This window comes from Enterobacter cloacae complex sp. ECC445 (assembly GCF_021892025.1).
GTDB classification, from domain to species: domain Bacteria; phylum Pseudomonadota; class Gammaproteobacteria; order Enterobacterales; family Enterobacteriaceae; genus Enterobacter; species Enterobacter chengduensis.
Window position 1 is genome coordinate 260,778 of record NZ_JAKLRZ010000001.1, and the last position, 17,177, is coordinate 277,954.

Annotated in this window: 13 protein-coding genes; 9 read left to right on the forward strand and 4 right to left on the reverse strand. The window is 60.5% G+C overall.

Going from position 1 to position 17,177, the window contains the following annotated elements; translation table 11 throughout:
- Positions 1 to 3: 3 nt before the first annotated feature.
- The gene (kdsA, locus tag L6R44_RS01255; protein ID WP_032641064.1) at positions 4 to 858 is read left to right on the forward strand and encodes a 3-deoxy-8-phosphooctulonate synthase; all 855 of its coding nucleotides are present in this window, start codon (positions 4 to 6) and stop codon (positions 856 to 858) included.
- Positions 859 to 972: 114 nt separating this feature from the next.
- Here kdsA and chaA read toward each other — a convergent pair whose 3' ends face one another.
- On the reverse strand, positions 973 to 2,073 hold the full coding sequence (gene chaA / locus L6R44_RS01260) for a sodium-potassium/proton antiporter ChaA (RefSeq protein ID WP_237422971.1): 1,101 nt from the start codon (positions 2,071 to 2,073) through the stop codon (positions 973 to 975).
- Between the two features lie 269 nt (positions 2,074 to 2,342).
- On the opposite strand from chaA, the gene chaB reads away from it, so the two are divergent.
- Positions 2,343 to 2,573, forward strand: a complete 231-nt coding sequence (gene chaB, locus L6R44_RS01265; RefSeq protein WP_032642623.1) for a putative cation transport regulator ChaB — start codon at positions 2,343 to 2,345, stop codon at positions 2,571 to 2,573.
- 177 nt (positions 2,574 to 2,750) lie between these two features.
- Positions 2,751 to 3,446, forward strand: a complete 696-nt coding sequence (locus L6R44_RS01270) for a gamma-glutamylcyclotransferase (protein ID WP_032641062.1) — start codon at positions 2,751 to 2,753, stop codon at positions 3,444 to 3,446.
- 29 nt (positions 3,447 to 3,475) lie between these two features.
- On the opposite strand, the gene L6R44_RS01275 is transcribed toward L6R44_RS01270, so the two are convergent.
- The 3 genes from L6R44_RS01275 to L6R44_RS01285 all read right to left on the reverse strand — a co-directional run bounded on the left by L6R44_RS01275 (position 3,476) and on the right by L6R44_RS01285 (position 6,171).
- On the reverse strand, positions 3,476 to 3,715 hold the full coding sequence (locus L6R44_RS01275) for a DUF1883 domain-containing protein (RefSeq protein WP_032641060.1): 240 nt from the start codon (positions 3,713 to 3,715) through the stop codon (positions 3,476 to 3,478).
- A 211-nt stretch (positions 3,716 to 3,926) separates the two neighbouring features.
- Positions 3,927 to 5,711: a methyl-accepting chemotaxis protein gene (locus L6R44_RS01280; protein ID WP_237422972.1), complete on the reverse strand. Its 1,785-nt coding sequence runs from the start codon at positions 5,709 to 5,711 to the stop codon at positions 3,927 to 3,929.
- Between the two features lie 106 nt (positions 5,712 to 5,817).
- Positions 5,818 to 6,171, reverse strand: coding sequence for a DsrE/DsrF/TusD sulfur relay family protein (locus tag L6R44_RS01285; protein ID WP_032641058.1), 354 nt, complete (start codon positions 6,169 to 6,171; stop codon positions 5,818 to 5,820).
- A gap of 72 nt (positions 6,172 to 6,243) precedes the next feature.
- On the opposite strand from L6R44_RS01285, the gene nasR reads away from it, so the two are divergent.
- From nasR to L6R44_RS01315, 6 genes are all read left to right on the forward strand, one after another.
- Positions 6,244 to 7,428 (forward strand): nitrate regulatory protein NasR, encoded by a 1,185-nt coding sequence (gene nasR, locus L6R44_RS01290; RefSeq protein WP_237422973.1) that lies wholly within the window; start codon positions 6,244 to 6,246, stop codon positions 7,426 to 7,428.
- 228 nt (positions 7,429 to 7,656) lie between these two features.
- The gene (locus tag L6R44_RS01295) at positions 7,657 to 8,904 is read left to right on the forward strand and encodes a CmpA/NrtA family ABC transporter substrate-binding protein (protein WP_237422974.1); all 1,248 of its coding nucleotides are present in this window, start codon (positions 7,657 to 7,659) and stop codon (positions 8,902 to 8,904) included.
- Positions 8,905 to 8,906: 2 nt separating this feature from the next.
- Positions 8,907 to 9,785, forward strand: a complete 879-nt coding sequence (ntrB, locus tag L6R44_RS01300; protein ID WP_237422975.1) for a nitrate ABC transporter permease — start codon at positions 8,907 to 8,909, stop codon at positions 9,783 to 9,785.
- Positions 9,786 to 9,794: 9 nt separating this feature from the next.
- The gene (locus L6R44_RS01305) at positions 9,795 to 10,583 is read left to right on the forward strand and encodes an ABC transporter ATP-binding protein (protein WP_032641054.1); all 789 of its coding nucleotides are present in this window, start codon (positions 9,795 to 9,797) and stop codon (positions 10,581 to 10,583) included.
- 13 nt (positions 10,584 to 10,596) lie between these two features.
- Complete coding sequence (gene nirB / locus L6R44_RS01310) at positions 10,597 to 14,583, forward strand: nitrite reductase large subunit NirB (protein ID WP_237422976.1); 3,987 nt, start codon at positions 10,597 to 10,599, stop codon at positions 14,581 to 14,583.
- Positions 14,580 to 17,057 carry a nitrate reductase gene (locus tag L6R44_RS01315; RefSeq protein WP_237422977.1) on the forward strand — a complete coding sequence of 826 codons (2,478 nt, stop codon included), beginning with the start codon at positions 14,580 to 14,582 and terminating at the stop codon, positions 17,055 to 17,057. Before nirB ends, L6R44_RS01315 begins: the two co-directional genes overlap by 4 nt.
- Positions 17,058 to 17,177 lie beyond the last annotated feature (120 nt).

The following is a 17,177-nucleotide window of genomic DNA, read 5'->3' on the forward strand; positions in this document are numbered from 1 at the left end:
CCTATGAAACAAAAAGTGGTTAGCATTGGTGATATCAAGGTAGCAAACGACCTGCCGTTCGTGCTGTTTGGCGGCATGAACGTGCTGGAATCCCGCGACCTCGCCATGCGTATCTGCGAACATTACGTGACCGTGACCCAGAAGCTGGGCATCCCGTACGTGTTTAAAGCCTCTTTTGACAAAGCCAACCGCTCCTCCATCAACTCTTACCGTGGCCCGGGCCTGGAAGAGGGGATGAAGATTTTCCAGGAGCTGAAGCAGACCTTTGGCGTGAAAGTGATCACCGACGTGCATGAGTCCTGGCAGGCGCAGCCGGTGGCGGACGTGGTCGACGTGATCCAGCTTCCGGCATTCCTGGCTCGCCAGACCGACCTGGTTGCCGCGATGGCGAAAACCGGTGCCGTGATCAACGTGAAAAAACCACAGTTCGTGAGCCCGGGCCAGATGGGTAACATCGTCGATAAGTTTATCGAAGGCGGTAACGACAAGGTGATCCTGTGTGACCGTGGCGCAAACTTCGGCTACGACAACCTGGTTGTCGACATGCTGGGCTTCAGCGTGATGAAGAACGTCTCTAACCAGTCTCCGGTTATTTTCGACGTGACCCACGCCCTCCAGTGCCGCGACCCGTTCGGCGCCGCGTCCGGTGGCCGTCGTGCCCAGGTGACCGAGCTGGCGCGCGCCGGTATGGCGACCGGTCTGGCAGGCCTGTTCATTGAAGCGCACCCGGATCCGGCCAACGCGAAATGCGACGGCCCGTCCGCGCTGCCGCTGGATAAGCTGGAGCCGTTCCTGAAGCAGATCAAAGCGATTGACGATCTGGTAAAGAGCTTCGACGAGCTGGATACCAGCAAATAATAAAAAACCCGCTTCGGCGGGTTTTTTATTAGAACATATTGCCGGGTGGCGCTGCGCTTACCCAGCCTACAAAACCCGTAGGCCCTGCAAGCGAAGCGCCGCTGGGCAAAAAGACTACGCAAAGATCGTCATCAAATACGCAATAAACAGCGCCATATGCGCCGCGCCGTTCAGCACGTTAGTGCGCCCGGTTGAGAACGAAATCTGGCACAGCAGCAGCGAGGCGACCATCACAATCATCTCCGGCGCGCCCAGCGCAAACTGCAATTCATTCCCGGTCATAAAGGCAATCAGCGTCACCACCGGAACGGTGAGTGAAATCGTCGCCAGCACGGAGCCGAAGAACAGGTTCATCGCACGCTGCACCTGATTGTTCAGCACCGCTTTCAGCGCGCCCAGCCCTTCCGGAGACAGGATCAGCAGCGCCACCAGGAAGCCGGTAAACGCCACCGGGGCGTTCAGCTCGGTTAACAGCGTCTCCAGCGGGTTAGCGTTCATCTTGGTGACCGCGATAACCGCAATCAGATGCACGATCAGCCAAACCGTATGCCACGCGCTGCTGTGGGCCGACGGCTTGCCGTGGTGCGGGTCATCGTCGTCGCTGTCGTCCTCATGCTCATAGACAAACAGGCTCTGGTGCGTTTTGGTCTGGATCAGCAGGAACACGCCGTACATGGCGGCAGAAATGAGCGCGGCCAGCAGCGCCTGACCGGTAGAAAAATTCGCGCCCGGCAGCGCCATCGGGAAGACCAGCACGATAATCGCCAGCGGGAAGAGGGCGATCAGATACTGTTTAATGCCGAACAGGTTCATATACTGGGTCGCAAATTTGCGTCCGCCCAGCAGCAGAGAGAAGCCCACCAGGCCGCCCGTCACAATCATAATGATGGAGTAGAGCGTATCGCGCATCAGCGTCGGTGCGGCATCGCCGGTCGCCATAAGCGCGGAAATCAGGCTGACTTCGAGAATCACAACGGAGAGGCTGAGAATTAACGATCCGTACGGCTCGCCCAGACGATGGGCTAATACGTCCGCATGGCGGACGACGCTAAATGCGCTGGTTAAAATACCGACCAGGGCAAGAATATTGATACCAACCACCACTGGCAGTGACTGACTGCTTCCCCAGAAGAGCAGCACAGCCAGTGCCAGAACCGGGAAAATGAGTGACGTCTCCTTGTGGCGGGTCTTAACCGCCTCGTGTGTTGCTGTCATGTGCTTCTCCATCAATGCAGGTGCTTGTAATTATAGATAGATTTTGAGGACATTAAACTAACAGAAATCTGTTAAATACCCTTTATTTTTTACCTAAATTTACCCTCTGCAATGTTTTTATTGTTTAAGGCTTATAATGCCGAATCTCTATAAAATAGGTATTAAATAACAATGGATTATATTTTTAATTTAGTCATTAACGATCGTTGAGTGGCGCCATGATGTATCGTCGTCCACACTTATCTCTTTAGCCAAAAGAGAGGTTAATGATGCCCTATAAAGCGAAACGCGAATTACCGGATAACGTGCAAAACGTGCTGCCCGCTCACGCGCAGGATATCTACAAAGAGGCGTTTAACAGCGCCTGGGATCAGTACAAAGACAAAGAAGATCGTCGGGACGACGCCAGCCGCGAAGAGACGGCACACAAAGTCGCCTGGGCCGCAGTAAAACATGACTATGAGAAGGGAGACGATGATAAATGGCACAAAAAGAAATAGCCGTGAAATAATTCGCTGCCTTCATTTTGACTTTTCAGGCGGTTGAACTTCCGTTGTATTGCAACGGGTCCGCTAATTGCTTATCGTTATTTGACTGCTGGCAAAATGACCAGCATAGAAGGCCGGGAAGGCGAGTTTCAGATGTCGCAAGGAAGCATGCAGTGGCGGAGGTGTAAAGTGTTAACGCGTGATTTCTTAATGAAGGCAGATTGTAAGACGGCATTTGGTGCTATTGAGGAATCGCTTCTCTGGTCAGCTGAACAACGTGCGGCGTCGCTTGCTGCCACGCTTGCCTGCCGCCCGGATGATGGCCCGGTATGGATTTTTGGCTACGGCTCCCTGATGTGGAACCCGGCTCTGGAATTTGTTGAATCGGCAACGGGCACGCTGCCCGGCTGGCATCGTGCATTTTGCCTGCGCCTGACGGCCGGACGCGGCAGCGCGTGTCAGCCTGGGCGCATGCTTGCACTGAAAGAGGGCGGACGCACCACGGGCGTGGCGTATCGTCTGCCCGATGCCACGCTCGAAGAGGAGCTCACGCTGCTCTGGAAGCGCGAGATGATCACCGGCTGCTATATGCCGAGCTGGTGCAAGCTGGAGCTGGACGACGGACGCACCGTCAACGCGCTGGTGTTTATTATGGACCCGCGCCATCCGCTCTATGAGGCGGACACCCGCACCCAGGTGATCGCCCCGCTCATTGCCGCCGCCAGCGGGCCGCTGGGCACCAACGCGCAGTATCTTTTCTCGCTCGACCAGGAGCTAACCCGCCTCGGCATGAAGGACGACTGTCTGAACGAGCTGGTGGTAAAGGTGAGGGCGCTGCTGGAAGGGAACCCGCTCAACGGCACGCTGCGAGCAGGATTTGCATGACGATACGCCCGGCTCGCCGGGCGCATCATTTATGCGGCTACGTAACTGACGGAATGCTCCAGCGACGGGCTGTGGCTGTCGATCAGCACATCCCAGGTGCCGGTATACGGCACGGTAAGCCAGGCCTTGTCATCCTGCACGGTGAGAATATCCGCCTGGGACTGTTGCTGCGCTTTCGAACTCATCAGATGAATACGGCAGCGCTCTGAGCAACGCACCACGACCGTATCCCCGCCAAACAGCTTCAAACTTGTTTTTACCAGTGCCATTTTGTACCCCGTAGTTTTAAACAACGCTCTCCCTGCAGCCATGTCCGAGCGTGATATTGTTCACAATTCACTCATGGCATAACACCAAAGGGGGAGCGTCGGGATGCTGATTTTGATCAAAAAATGGCATAACGATTAAACAAAAATGACAAAATCCCTCAGAATTTCCGCTGGCGCGCGTTTTACCCGCTAAACGCGCGCCGGAATAAAATTATATGCGGAAATGACCGGCCGTTTCAGCAAGGTCACCCGCCTGGCTCTGCAGGGCGCCCGCGGCGGCGGCGGATTCCACCACCAGCTCGGCGTTCTGCTGGACCATCCTGTCGAGATGGGTCACCGCGTGGTTGATCTCATGGATGCCTTTCATCTGCTCGCCGGTGGCGATGGAGATTTCACGCATAATGCCGGAGACGCTGCCGATGCTGGAGCGGATCTCGTCCATGCTTTCCCCCGCCAGATGCACGTAGCGTGAGCCTGTCGCCACGCTGTCGGTGGTGGAATCAATCAGCGATTTGATCTCCTTCGCTGCCTGGGCGCTGCGGCTCGCCAGGTTACGCACCTCGCCTGCGACGACGGCAAACCCGCGTCCCTGTTCACCCGCACGCGCCGCCTCGACGGAGGCGTTCAGCGCCAGAATGTTGGTCTGGAACGCAATGCCGTCAATCACGCTGGTGATATCGCCAATTTTTGCCGACGCAACTTCAATGGACTGCATGGTGCTGATGGCCTGTGAGACCACCTCGCCGCCGCGCGCTGCGGCCGCTGAGGCTTTGCTGGCCTGATCGTTCGCCTCTGCCGCCGATTCATTCGACTGCGTCACCGAGGCGGTGATCTGCTCCACGGCGCTGGCCGTCTCGCGCAGGCTGGATGCCGCCTGCTCGGTACGTCCGGAGAGATCCTGGTTACCGGCGGCAATCTCCTGCGCGGCGTTTTTCACCGATTCACTGGCGTCGCGGAGCTGCACCATCACCACCGACAGCTTATCGCTGAAGGCGTTAAAGGCCTGCGCAATCTGCGCCACCTCGTCTTCGCCGGTATCCGGCAGGCGCTGCGACAGGTCGTTAGTGCCGTTGGCAATGCTGTGCATCGCGTCGCGAATGTCAGACAGGCGCTTTAGCAGGCGGGCAATCAGGAAGTGCACAATCGCTGCGCTTAGCAGCGCCAGGATCACCAGCGAAATCCCCGATGCCTTAAGCAGGGAGCGCATGCCGGAGGTGGCGTCACCGCTGTCGAGCGCGACGACTAACAGCCAGCTGGTGCCCGGTACGGCGGTCGCCACGAAGGTTTTTTCAGCATCATTCAGCGTTCCGTCGATCGGCTTACCGCTTTTTAACGTAGCAAAATCAACGCCTTTGATGGTCTCAGCAAACGGCTTAAGCGTGAGGGCCGGATCGTTGGCCGCAATCACGCTGCCGTCGCTGTTCAGCAGCAGGCCGCTGCTGGCCGGGGTGGGATGGATCCCGCGCACGTTTGCCACCACGCTGTCCATGGCCACATCGCCCGCCACGACCGCTTTCAGGGCGCCATTTTCTTTTACCGGCACGGCGAAGGTCACCACCAGTTTACCGGTCCCCGCGTCAACGTAGGGCGCGGTTACAACCGGACCGTCCGTGCTCACCACCTGCTGATACCACGGGCGTATGGTCGGGTCATAGTCCGCCGGAACACCCGCCGGATCGGAGAATTTCGCGGTTTTGCTGGCATAGCCAACATAGACGTTGGTGAATCCACCCGCCTGCGCAAGCTGCTTAAACACCGGAACCGGATCGTCGCTCAGCGCAACGGTCTGCGCGGAGGCGATCGCCGTCATCTTGCTTTTTACCCAGTCGGCAATCGCCATATTATGGCTGGCGCTGGTGCTGGTCAGAATATCGCGCTGGGACTGCTGGTTATCCTGGCGCGTGACCTGGAAGTTAATAACGGTATTAAGAAGAAGGGCGACGACCAGACAGCCTGCCGTCGTCGCGATGATGCGTGCACGAATCGATCTGAACATAAGTGAAATACCTGCTGTGTTGTTTCCATGCCTATCGGCAACCCCGCAGGTAAACTTGATGCTGAAACCGCGTCCATAAGAAAATAATATTTTTACGGGTTTACTATTAAAAAGTTAATACTTTATCGGCGGACAGCGTCCACTCGGCCAGCTCAACCAGCGTACCAATTTCTACGCCATCAATCAGCGGCAAACCGCTAATACCGCGCCCGTCGGTACAGGTCTTGCACAGCTTCACCGGCACGTTTTGCGCGGTGAGGATCTCCAGCATCTGCTGAATGTTATAGCCCTCTGCCGGTTTTTGGCCCTTCAGCCCGGCGGTGACCGCGTCCGACATTAAAAAGAGTTTTAACGCCAGGTCACTCTCTTTTTCACGCAGCGCAATGGCCAGGCGCAGGCTGTTAAAAAGGGATTCGCTGCCGTAGGCCGCACCGTTGGCGACAATCACAATCTTTTGCATGTTGACTCCTGTTCTTATAAAGGCACGAATATTGCTTAGCTTTCCCGAGTTTCGCCGTTCTGGAGAGTAAGCATGACATTAATGGCTGGCATTTCGCCAGGCGCTGCCGAATGGCTCGAGCGCGCGCGAACGATGCGCAGGGAGCAGCTCAGCAGGCTGGCACAGCTGGGCGTACTTGTGCACGGCATTAGCCAGCTGGTGCACATGTTACAGTGTGAACGTGGGGCATCCAACGTCTGGCTCTGCTCAAAGGGTAAGCTTTACGCCCCCGAATGCAAAGCCAGCCGGGCGCTGGTGGATGAAAACCTCGCTTCACTTTATGACATGCTTGAAGCACAGTCCCCGCTACCGGGAAGTACCGTCTGTGAACGCATTGGTGGCGCGTTGCTGAACCTGGATACGCTTCCCGCACTGCGTGACGGTGTTAACCGGCAAACGGTAACGGCACCGCAGGCGATGGAGCACTACTCCCGCATGCTTCGCCATCTGCTCAGTATCGTGCCGCAGCTCAATGACAGCATTGACGATCCGCAAATCGCAGGCCGGTTTGTCGCCCTTTATAGCCTGATGCAGGGTAAAGAGCTGGTAGGGCAGGAACGGGCCCTGGGGGCAATCGGCTTCACGCAGGGTTTTTTCGATGACGTAACGCGCCAGAGGCTGGTTGACCGTATTGACGGGCAGCAGGCCTGCTTTGAGATTTTTCTCTCGCACAGTCACGCCGACGTGCAGACCATCTTTTCCCTGCACTGTCAGCCCGATCGCGAAACGGAGCAGCTCCGGCGAGTCGCCTGTACCCGCCAGCCTCCCGCTGACGATGGCCTTACCGCACTGAGCTGGTTTGCTTTGCAAACCGCGCGCCTTGAGCATCTGCGCACGCTGGAGGAGACGATCATCGCTGATCTGATGGTGGCGGTGGACGAGCGTATCGAGGGTCACGACGAGTACGTGCTTCCCGCCGACGAGCAGGACGATCCGCTGATACATTATCCGGAAAAACCGTTGCTCACCCTGGTACGTCAGCAGGCGCGCGAGATAGAACAGCTCTCGCGCCAGCTGGCGTCCCTGCGCGATACGCTTGAGGAACGCAAAATCATTGATAAAGCAAAAAGCGTCCTGATGACCCATCAGAATATGAGCGAGGAACAGGCCTGGACGGCGCTGCGTAAGATGGCGATGGACAAGAACCAAAGGATGGTGGATATCGCCCGCGCGCTGCTTATGGTGAAGAATTTATGGCAGGTAACACCAAAGGAGTAGCTGCACAATCTGTGGGCATTTTCTGCCTGATTGAGGTGCGTTGTGACGAGGAGCGTTCTGCTAGCGCCGCGGAAACAGCGGGATAAAACCTGGCATTGCCTTTGCATTATTCGATTAACCATTTTTGACGATGCGCCAACGGCGGTGCATCCGTCTTCGGGATAAAGGCGTCCACTGGTGCTTCGGCACCGTGGGCGCTTTTTTTTGCTTTTTTTTTCAGGAGTGGTCATGGCGGATTTGTCGAGACGGCGGTTTTTGCAGGCCAGCATGCTGGCGAGTGGTGCAATGCTGTTACCGGGTGTCATGCAGGCCGCATGGGCGGCAGGCTCGGATAAACCGGAGCAGGAAACGGTGCGCATCGGGTTTATCCCGCTGACCGACTGTGCCCCGGTGGTTATCGCGGCGCTGAAAGGGTTTGATAAAAAATACGGTATTACCATCGTGCCCACCAAAGAGGCGAGCTGGGCGGCGGTGCGCGACAAGCTGGTGGCGGGCGAACTGGACGCCGCGCACATTCTCTACGGCCTGCTCTACGGGCTGGAGCTGGGCATCGCCGGCAAGCCGCAGCAGATGGCGAACCTGATGACGCTCAACCAGAACGGCCAGGCGATTACGCTTTCCAGCGATCTGGCAGAGAAGGGCGTTCGCGATCTCGACGGGCTGAAAACGCTGGTCGGGCAGCAGGCGCCCGGCACTTATACCTTCGCGCACACCTTCCCGACCGGGACGCACGCCATGTGGCTCTACTACTGGCTGGCCAGCGCGGGCATTAACCCCTTTGACGACGTGCGCACGGTGGTGGTGCCGCCGCCGCAGATGGTGATGAACATGCGCATTGGCAACATGGTGGGCTTTTGCGTTGGCGAGCCGTGGAACGCGCGGGCCATCAACGACCGCATCGGCTTCACCGCCGCCACGTCGCAGTCCATCTGGGCCGACCATCCGGAAAAAATCCTCGGCACGCGTCGCGACTGGGTGGAGAAAAATCCGCACACCGCCCGGGCGCTGGTGAGCGCCGTGATGGAGGCCGCGCGCTGGATCGAGTCGTCCCCGGAAAACAAGCGTGAAACCGCGCAGATCCTCTCCCGGCGGGCGTGGCTCAACTGCAAAGAGCAGTATCTCACCGGACGCATGCTCGGCGAGTACGACAACGGCCTGGGACAGCACTGGCAGGACGCGCACCCGATCCGCTTCTTCAACGAGGGGGCCGTGAGCTACCCGTATCTCTCTGACGGCATGTGGTTCTTAACCCAGTTCCGCCGCTGGGGCTTGCTCAAATCCGCACCGGACTATGCGGGCATTGCGCAGCGCATTAACCAGACTGCGGTCTGGCAGGATGCCGCCACGGCGGTGGGAGGCATGACCACGCCGTCTTCCCCCCTGCGCAGTAGCACATTGATGGACGGCACCGTCTGGAACGGTACCGACCCGGAAGGATACGCCAACCGTTTCGCCATTCACCGTAAAGGGGCCTGAATATGCCGCATCTGCAAAATACGAAACCACAAGAGAAGCCGGAGAGTGGGGAGGTGATTCTCCTCCCCCCGGTGCAGGTTCGCCGCCGTACGCCGACGATTGCGCGTCGGATTAACGCGATCCTTTCGCGCATTATTCCGGCGTGCCTCGGGCTGGGACTGCTGATGGTGCTCTGGCAGCTGGCGGCGATAAACAGCAAAGGCTTCCCGACGCCGCTCAGCACCCTCGACTCGGCCATAACCCTGTTCGCCGATCCGTTTTATCGCGACGGGCCAAACGATATGGGCATAGGCTGGAACGTGCTTGCGTCACTGCAGCGCGTCGCCATCGGCTTCGGTCTGGCAGCGCTGGCGGGTATCCCGCTGGGCTTTCTGATTGGCCGCTTCACCTTTTTCTCGCGCATGTTCAACCCGTTAGTTGCCCTCCTGCGGCCGGTCAGCCCGCTGGCCTGGCTGCCCATCGGCCTGCTGCTGTTCCAGAAAGCGGAACCGGCCTCCAGCTGGACCATTTTTATCTGCTCCATCTGGCCGATGGTGATCAACACCGCCGAAGGGGTGCGCCGCATTCCGCAGGACTACCTCAACGTCGCCCGGGTGCTGCAGCTTTCCGAGTGGACCATCATGCGCCGCATTCTCTTCCCGGCGGTGCTGCCCGCGGTGCTGACCGGGGTACGCCTCTCCATCGGTATTGCCTGGCTGGTGATTGTCGCCGCTGAGATGCTCACCGGGGGCGTAGGGATCGGCTTCTGGATCTGGAACGAGTGGAACAACCTCAACGTCGAAAACATTCTCATCGCCATCGTCATCATTGGCGTGGTCGGGCTGCTGCTGGAGCAGGGGCTGATGCTGATTGCCCGTCGCTTTAGCTGGCAGGAAAAATAAGGAGCGAACATGAAACCATTAATTCAGGTCCAGGGCGTGAGCCAGCGTTTTTCCACCGCCAGCGGCGAGTTTCTGGCGCTGCAAAACGTCTCTTTTGATATCCACGAGGGCGAAACTGTCAGCCTGATTGGTCACTCCGGCTGCGGCAAATCGACGCTACTCAACCTTATCGCCGGTATTACGCTGCCGACGGAAGGCGGGCTGATTTGCGACAACCGCGAAATCGCCGGGCCGGGTCCGGAACGTGCCGTGGTCTTTCAGAACCACTCGCTGCTGCCGTGGCTCACCTGCTTCGACAACGTGGCCCTGGCGGTCGACCACGTGTTTCGCCACAGCATGAGCAAGGCGGAGCGCAGGGAGTGGATTGAGCACAACCTCGACCGCGTGCAGATGGGGCATGCCCTGCACAAGCGCCCGGGGGAGATCTCCGGCGGCATGAAGCAGCGCGTGGGCATTGCCCGGGCGCTGGCGATGAAGCCGAAAGTCCTGCTGATGGATGAACCCTTCGGCGCGCTCGATGCCCTGACGCGCGCGCATCTGCAGGACTCGGTGATGCAGATCCAGCAGGCGCTGAACACCACCATTGTCCTTATCACCCACGACGTGGACGAGGCGGTATTGCTCTCCGATCGCGTGCTGATGATGACCAACGGCCCGGCGGCGACCGTGGGGGAGATCCTGCGCGTTGACCTGCCGCGTCCGCGTAACCGGGTGCAGCTGGCGGACGACAGCCGCTACCACCACATGCGCCAGCAGATCCTGCATTTCCTCTACGAAAAACAGCCGAAAGCGGCGTAACGAGGGGGCGTTGATGCGACTGGTGATTATCGGGAATGGAATGGCGGCTACCCGGCTGATTGACTCGCTAACCGGACGGGCCTCGGGTCGTTTTGCTATCACCGTCGTCGGTGATGAGCCAGAGCATGCCTATAACCGCATTCAGCTTTCGCCGGTGCTGGGGGGCGAGAAAGCGGCTCGGGACATCTGCCTTCAGGATGACGACTGGTATCAGGAGCGTGGCGTAACGGTGCTGCGGGGCGAAAGGGCGCTTGCCGTGGACGTGGCGTCACGGGAAGTGCGTACCGCCGCCCGCACGCTGGGCTGGGATGCGCTGGTGTTTGCCACCGGTTCAACGCCTTTTGTTCCGCCCGTCCCCGGCAGCGATGCGCCGCAGGTGTTCACGTTTCGTACCCTGGAGGATACCCGGGCCATTCAGGCGATTGCCGGTCCGGCGGTGGTGCTGGGCGGCGGCGTGCTCGGGGTTGAGACGGCGGCAGCCCTGGCACGCTCGGGTGACCACGTCACGCTTGTTCATCGCGGCCCGTGGCTGATGGAACAACAGCTGGACCAGCAGGCGGGAATGCTGCTGGAAGAGGCGCTGGCGGCGCGGGGCGTGCGCTGCGAGCTCGCCTCCGGCATCTCGGCCATTAACGACAATACCGTGACGCTGCTCAACGGACGCAGCATCGCTGCGGCGCGCGTGGTGCTGGCGACCGGCGTCCAGCCCAACGTCGCGCTGGCGAAGGCCAGCGGCATTCGCTGCGCGCGCGGGATTGTGGTGGATCACCAGATGCAAACCTCCACGCCGAGCGTCTACGCCATAGGCGAATGCTGCGAAATTGACGGCCAGACGTTTGGCCTGGTCGCCCCCTGTATGGCGCAGGCGGAGATCCTCGCCGCACGGCTGGCGGGCGAGGCCACCGCGCCGTTTGTTCTGACTGACAACGGGGTGCGCCTCAAGGTGACCGGCGTGGAGTTGTTCAGCCTCGGTCGCGCGGCGGAGCAGGAGGGCGATGTCGTCTGGCGCGCATGGGATCCGCTGACCCGCCACTATCGACGCTTACTGATCCATCAGGGGGCGCTGGCGGGCGTGCTGCTGATGGGCGACTGCCGCAGCGCGGCAACATTTACCCATTTACTGGCAACGGCCGCGCCCGCGCACGCGGACTGGCTGTTCGATCGATTCACTACGCAACCGCAGGTTGCAGGACAGAACGCTATGACAAAACCTACTCTGGTGGTGGTTGGGCACGGTATGGTCGGCCATCATTTCCTTGAGGATTGCGTGAACCGCAATCTGCATCAGCAGTATCAGATCGTGGTCTTTGGCGAGGAGCGCTATGCCGCCTATGACCGCGTGCATCTCTCAGAATATTTTGGCGGCCGCAGCGCGGCGTCGCTCTCGCTGGTGGAAGGTGATTTTTTTGCTGATAATGGCATTGAGCTGCGCCTCTCGCAGCAGGTCGTCGCTATTGACCGCGCCGCGCGCGTGGTGCGCACCGCCAGCGGGCATGAGACCCACTGGGACAAACTGGTGCTGGCGACCGGCTCATACCCGTTCGTTCCACCGGTGACGGGCAACGATCTGCCGGGGTGTTTTGTCTACCGCACGCTCGACGATCTGGACAACATTGCCGCCCACGCGGCGGGCTCGCGTCGCGGCGTGGTGATTGGCGGCGGGCTGCTGGGGCTGGAGGCGGCGAATGCCCTGAAGCAGCTCGGGCTGGAAACCCACGTGGTGGAGTTTGCGCCCAACCTGATGGCGGTGCAGCTTGATAACGACGGCGCGTCTATGCTGCGCAAGAAAATCGAGGCGCTGGGCGTCGGCGTTCATACCTCGAAAGCCACCACGGAAATTGCCTCGACGGACGGCGGGCTGGTGCTGCGCTTTGCCGATGGCGAACAGCTGGAAACGGACATGGTGGTCTTTTCTGCAGGCATTCGTCCGCAGGACGCGCTGGCGCGCAGCAGCGGGCTGGCCATCGGCGAGCGCGGCGGGATCGGCATTGATAATAGCTGTCGTACCTCCGACCCGGACGTGCTGGCCATCGGCGAATGTGCCCTGTGGGAAGGTAAAATCTTTGGTCTGGTTGCGCCGGGCTACCAGATGGCGCGCGTCGCCGCTGCCGCGCTGGCGGGTGAGGATAAAACCTTCACCGGCGCGGATATGAGCACTAAGCTCAAGCTGCTCGGCGTCGACGTTGCGTCGTTCGGTGACGCTCACGGGCGCACGCCGGGAGCGCTGAGCTACCAGTGGACGCACGGTCCGCAGCAAATCTACAAGAAAATCGTGGTCAGCCACGACGGCAAAACGCTGCTCGGCGGCGTGCTGGTGGGGGACGCCAGCGAATACGCCACGCTGGTGCAGATGATGCTTAACGGCATCAGCCTGCCGAAAGCGCCGGAAACGCTGATATTACCCGTGTCCTCTGGCAGCGCGCCAAAAGCGCTGGGCGTGGCGGCGCTGCCGGAAAGCGCGCAGATCTGTTCGTGCCATAACGTCAGCAAAGGCGATATTTGCCGGGCGGTGAACGAAGGCGCAGCGGATATCGGCGCCGTTAAGCAGTGCACCAAAGCGGCGACCGGCTGCGGGGGCTGTAGCGCGCTGGTGAAGCAGGTGATGGAATTTCAGCTTGCCGAGCAGGGCGTGGAGGTGAAAAAGGACATCTGCGAGCACTTCCCCTACTCGCGGCAGGAAATTTATCACCTGGTGCGCGTTAACCATATCCGCACCTTTGACCAGCTCATCAGCCGCTACGGTCAGGGGCACGGGTGCGAAATCTGTAAGCCGCTGGTCGGGTCAGTGCTGGCCTCCTGCTGGAATGAGTACCTGCTCAAACCGGCGCATCTGCCGCTGCAGGACACCAACGACCGTTACTTTGCCAATATTCAGAAGGACGGCACTTACTCCATCGTGCCGCGCATGCCCGCCGGAGAAGTGACGGCAGACGGGCTGATCGCCATCGGGCAGATTGCGAAACGCTACAGCCTGTACAGCAAAATTACCGGCGGGCAGCGTATTGACCTGTTTGGTGCCACCCTGGAGCAGCTGCCGGAGATCTGGCAGGCGCTGGTAGACGCCGGGTTCGAAACCGGGCACGCCTACGGAAAATCCCTGCGTACGGTGAAATCCTGCGTCGGGTCGACCTGGTGCCGCTACGGCGTGCAGGACTCCACCGGCCTCGCGGTCAAACTGGAGCACCGTTATAAAGGCCTGCGCGCGCCGCACAAAATCAAGATGGCGGTTTCCGGCTGCACCCGCGAGTGCGCCGAGGCGCAGAGCAAAGACGTGGGGGTGATTGCCACGGACAAGGGCTGGAATCTCTATCTGTGCGGCAACGGCGGCATGAAGCCGCGCCATGCGGATCTTTTCGCCAGCGATCTGGACGACGAGACGCTGATCCGCACCGTCGATCGCTTCCTGATGTTTTACATCCGCACGGCGGATCGCCTGCAGCGCACCAGTACCTGGATGGACAACCTGGAAGGCGGCCTCGACTACCTGCGCGGGGTGATCCTCAACGACAGCCTCGGCATTGCCCACGAGCTGGAGCAGGAGATGGCTCGCGTGGTGGAAACCTACCAGTGCGAATGGCAGACCACGCTTAGCGACCCCAACCGCCTGGCGCTGTTCCGCACCGCGGTGAACGACGCTGCCGCCGAGCAGGGCAAACGCTGGCAGGAAATCTGCGCGATTGAGGATATCCCGGAGCAGGCGGGCATTGGCGCGCGTCTTGGGCGCAAGCCGATCGCGCTGTTCCGCTTTGGCAAAACCGTTTACGCCCTCGACGATCGGGAGCCGGGCGGTGAGGCAAACGTGCTTTCACGCGGCATTCTGGGCGATGCGGCGGGTGAGCCGGTGGTGATTTCACCGCTCTACAAGCAGCGCATTCGCCTGCGCGACGGCTGTCAGGTTGAGAACGGCGAACCCGCGGTGCGCGCCTGGCCGGTGAAGATTGAAAACGGCAAGGTGTGGGTTGGCAGCGACGCCCTGGTCATGCGCGCGGAGGCCTCATGACGGAAACCCGGACAACATGCCCCTACTGCGGGGTGGGCTGCGGCGTGGTCGCCCGCGTGGAAGGCGGCGCGGTGAGCGTTCGGGGAGATGAAACCCATCCGGCGAACTTTGGCCGCCTGTGCGTGAAAGGATCGGCCCTGGGGGAAACAACGGGGTTACGGGGGCGGCTTTTGCGCCCCGTGGTTGACGGCCTTGAGGTGGACTGGACGCAGGCGCTGAGCGCGGCAGGAGAGCGCCTGCGGGAGATTATCGATAAATGGGGGCCGCAGGCGGTGGCGTTTTATGCCTCCGGCCAGCTGTTGACCGAGGATTACTATGCCGCCAACAAGCTGATGAAAGGGTTTATCGGCGCGGCAAACATTGATACCAACTCGCGGCTCTGCATGTCCTCTGCCGTCGTGGGCTACAAGCGCGCCTTTGGCGAAGACGTGGTGCCGTGCAGCTACGAAGATGTGGAAAAGAGCGATCTGGTGGTGCTGGCGGGGTCGAACGCGGCCTGGACGCATCCGGTGCTCTATCAGCGGCTGGTGCAGGCAAAGCAAAACAATCCGCAGATGAAGGTGGTAGCGATCGATCCCCGCAGAACCGCCACCTGCGATATTGCCGATCTTCATCTGGCGCTGAGGCCGGGCAGCGACGCCGGGCTGTTTGTGGGGTTGCTCAATCTGATTCAGGGCACCGCTGAGTGGCCAGTTGCCCGCGTGTCGGCGTTCTGCGACCTCCCGGAGCAGGATATCGGTATGTTTTATGACTGGTTTGTCACCGCGCCACGCGCTATCACGCTCTACACCATGGGGATCAACCAGTCATCGAGCGGCAGCGACAAGTGCAACGCCATCATCAACGTCCATCTTGCCAGCGGGAAGTTCAACCGCCCGGGCTGCGGCCCGTTTTCGCTGACCGGACAGCCAAACGCCATGGGCGGCCGGGAGGTCGGAGGGCTGGCGAACCAGCTGGCGGCGCACATGAACTTCGAGCCGGACGACCTTTCGCGGGTGGCGCGCTTCTGGGGAACGGAGCGGCTGGCGCAGACGCCGGGCCTGATGGCGGTCGAGCTGTTTGATGCCATTGCCCGCGGCGAGGTGAAGGCGGTATGGATCGTGGGCACCAACCCGGCGGTCTCGCTGCCGGACAGCCACGCGGTCTGTCAGGCGCTGGCAGACTGCCCGCTGGTGATTGTTTCTGAGGTCATGAACGATACCGACACCAGCCGGTTTGCCCATATCCGTTTTCCCGCGCTGGGCTGGGGAGAAAAAGACGGAACGGTGACCAATTCCGAGCGACGCATTTCTCGCCAGCGCGCGTTTCTGCCTGCGCCGGGTGCGGCAAAGCCAGACTGGTGGATCGTTGCTCGGGTTGCAGAACGGCTGGGCTACGGCGACGCCTTTGCCTGGCAGCATCCGCACGAGATTTTTGCCGAGCATGCGGCGCTGACGGCCTTTGAAAATGACGGCGCGCGGGCGTTGAATCTTCATGAGCTGGCTGCGTTAACCCGTGAAGCGTGGGATCGCCTTGAGCCGTATCAGTGGCCGACCGGGGATTTCCCGCGCCGAAACGTGGTGCCCGTTAATCCGCTGCCGCACGGCGCGACGGCCACCGCGCTGTACCCGCTGTTCCTCAACACTGGCCGCATCCGCGACCAGTGGCACACCATGACCCGGACGGGGTACGTGCCCCGGCTAATGCAGCATATCGCGGAGCCGCTTGTTGAGGTCTGCGCCAGCGATGCCGCTCGGTTTTCGTTGTGTGACGGCCAGCTGGCGCGCATCAGCTCGCCGCGCGGCGTGATGCTCGCCAGGGTGCGCATCAACGACGGGATAAGGAAAGGCGAGGCGTTTGCCCCGATGCACTGGAACGCCGCGTTTGCCCGTCAGGGAAAGGTGAACGCGCTGGTGGAAGGGCGCTGCGATCCGGTTTCGGGCCAGCCGGAGAGTAAACAAACCGCTGTCAGAATCATGCCCTGGCTGCCCGCCTGGCAGGGTGAGCTCTATGCGCGCGAATGGCCGGATATGCCCGCTTCGGTTTACTGGTGGCGTAAAGCCTTGCGAATGACGATCGCGGATGATAAGCCGCTGCTTTCGTGGGTCATGGACTATGCCAGCGGCCGGGGCTGGCAGCTGCAGGTTGCGCAAACCGGCGAACGCAGCAGCGTGCTGGCCTGGCATGAAGGTCAGCTGATGCTCGGCTTCTGGGAGGGCTCCGCGCCGCCCGAGCTGGCGCACCCGGTAATTGACGCTGCGTTTCGCTCGCCGCCCTCGACGCCTGCAGAGCGTCACGCGCTGCTGAGCGGGCAGGGCGTGGCGGAGAGTGCGGATCCGGGGCGCATTATCTGTAGCTGCTTCAGCGTCGGGGAACATGCGATTCAGGAGGCGATTGCCGGAGGGTGCGATTCCGTGACCGCGCTGGGAGCGAAGCTGCGCTGTGGTACGAACTGTGGCTCCTGCGTGCCGGAGCTGAAGGGACTGCTTGGATGAGGGTGTAAGGGCGTCGGGTAGCGGCTGCGCCTTACCCGACCGACAAATTCGCGCCGCCCCGTAGGTCGGGTAAGCGTAGCGCCACCCGACAATCAGATCAGGATAATCCTGAAATGTCCG

Bases quoted from the DNA above. Each gene is read 5' to 3' on its own strand.
- kdsA (WP_032641064.1), top strand. From the start codon at position 4: ATGAAACAAAAAGTGGTTAGCATTGGTGATATCAAGGTAGCAAACGAC.
- chaA (WP_237422971.1), bottom strand. From the start codon at position 2,073: ATGACAGCAACACACGAGGCGGTTAAGACCCGCCACAAGGAGACGTCA.
- chaB (WP_032642623.1), top strand. From the start codon at position 2,343: ATGCCCTATAAAGCGAAACGCGAATTACCGGATAACGTGCAAAACGTG.
- L6R44_RS01275 (WP_032641060.1), bottom strand. From the start codon at position 3,715: ATGGCACTGGTAAAAACAAGTTTGAAGCTGTTTGGCGGGGATACGGTC.
- L6R44_RS01280 (WP_237422972.1), bottom strand. From the start codon at position 5,711: ATGTTCAGATCGATTCGTGCACGCATCATCGCGACGACGGCAGGCTGT.
- L6R44_RS01285 (WP_032641058.1), bottom strand. From the start codon at position 6,171: ATGCAAAAGATTGTGATTGTCGCCAACGGTGCGGCCTACGGCAGCGAA.
- nasR (WP_237422973.1), top strand. From the start codon at position 6,244: ATGACATTAATGGCTGGCATTTCGCCAGGCGCTGCCGAATGGCTCGAG.
- L6R44_RS01295 (WP_237422974.1), top strand. From the start codon at position 7,657: ATGGCGGATTTGTCGAGACGGCGGTTTTTGCAGGCCAGCATGCTGGCG.
- ntrB (WP_237422975.1), top strand. From the start codon at position 8,907: ATGCCGCATCTGCAAAATACGAAACCACAAGAGAAGCCGGAGAGTGGG.
- L6R44_RS01305 (WP_032641054.1), top strand. From the start codon at position 9,795: ATGAAACCATTAATTCAGGTCCAGGGCGTGAGCCAGCGTTTTTCCACC.
- nirB (WP_237422976.1), top strand. From the start codon at position 10,597: ATGCGACTGGTGATTATCGGGAATGGAATGGCGGCTACCCGGCTGATT.
- L6R44_RS01315 (WP_237422977.1), top strand. From the start codon at position 14,580: ATGACGGAAACCCGGACAACATGCCCCTACTGCGGGGTGGGCTGCGGC.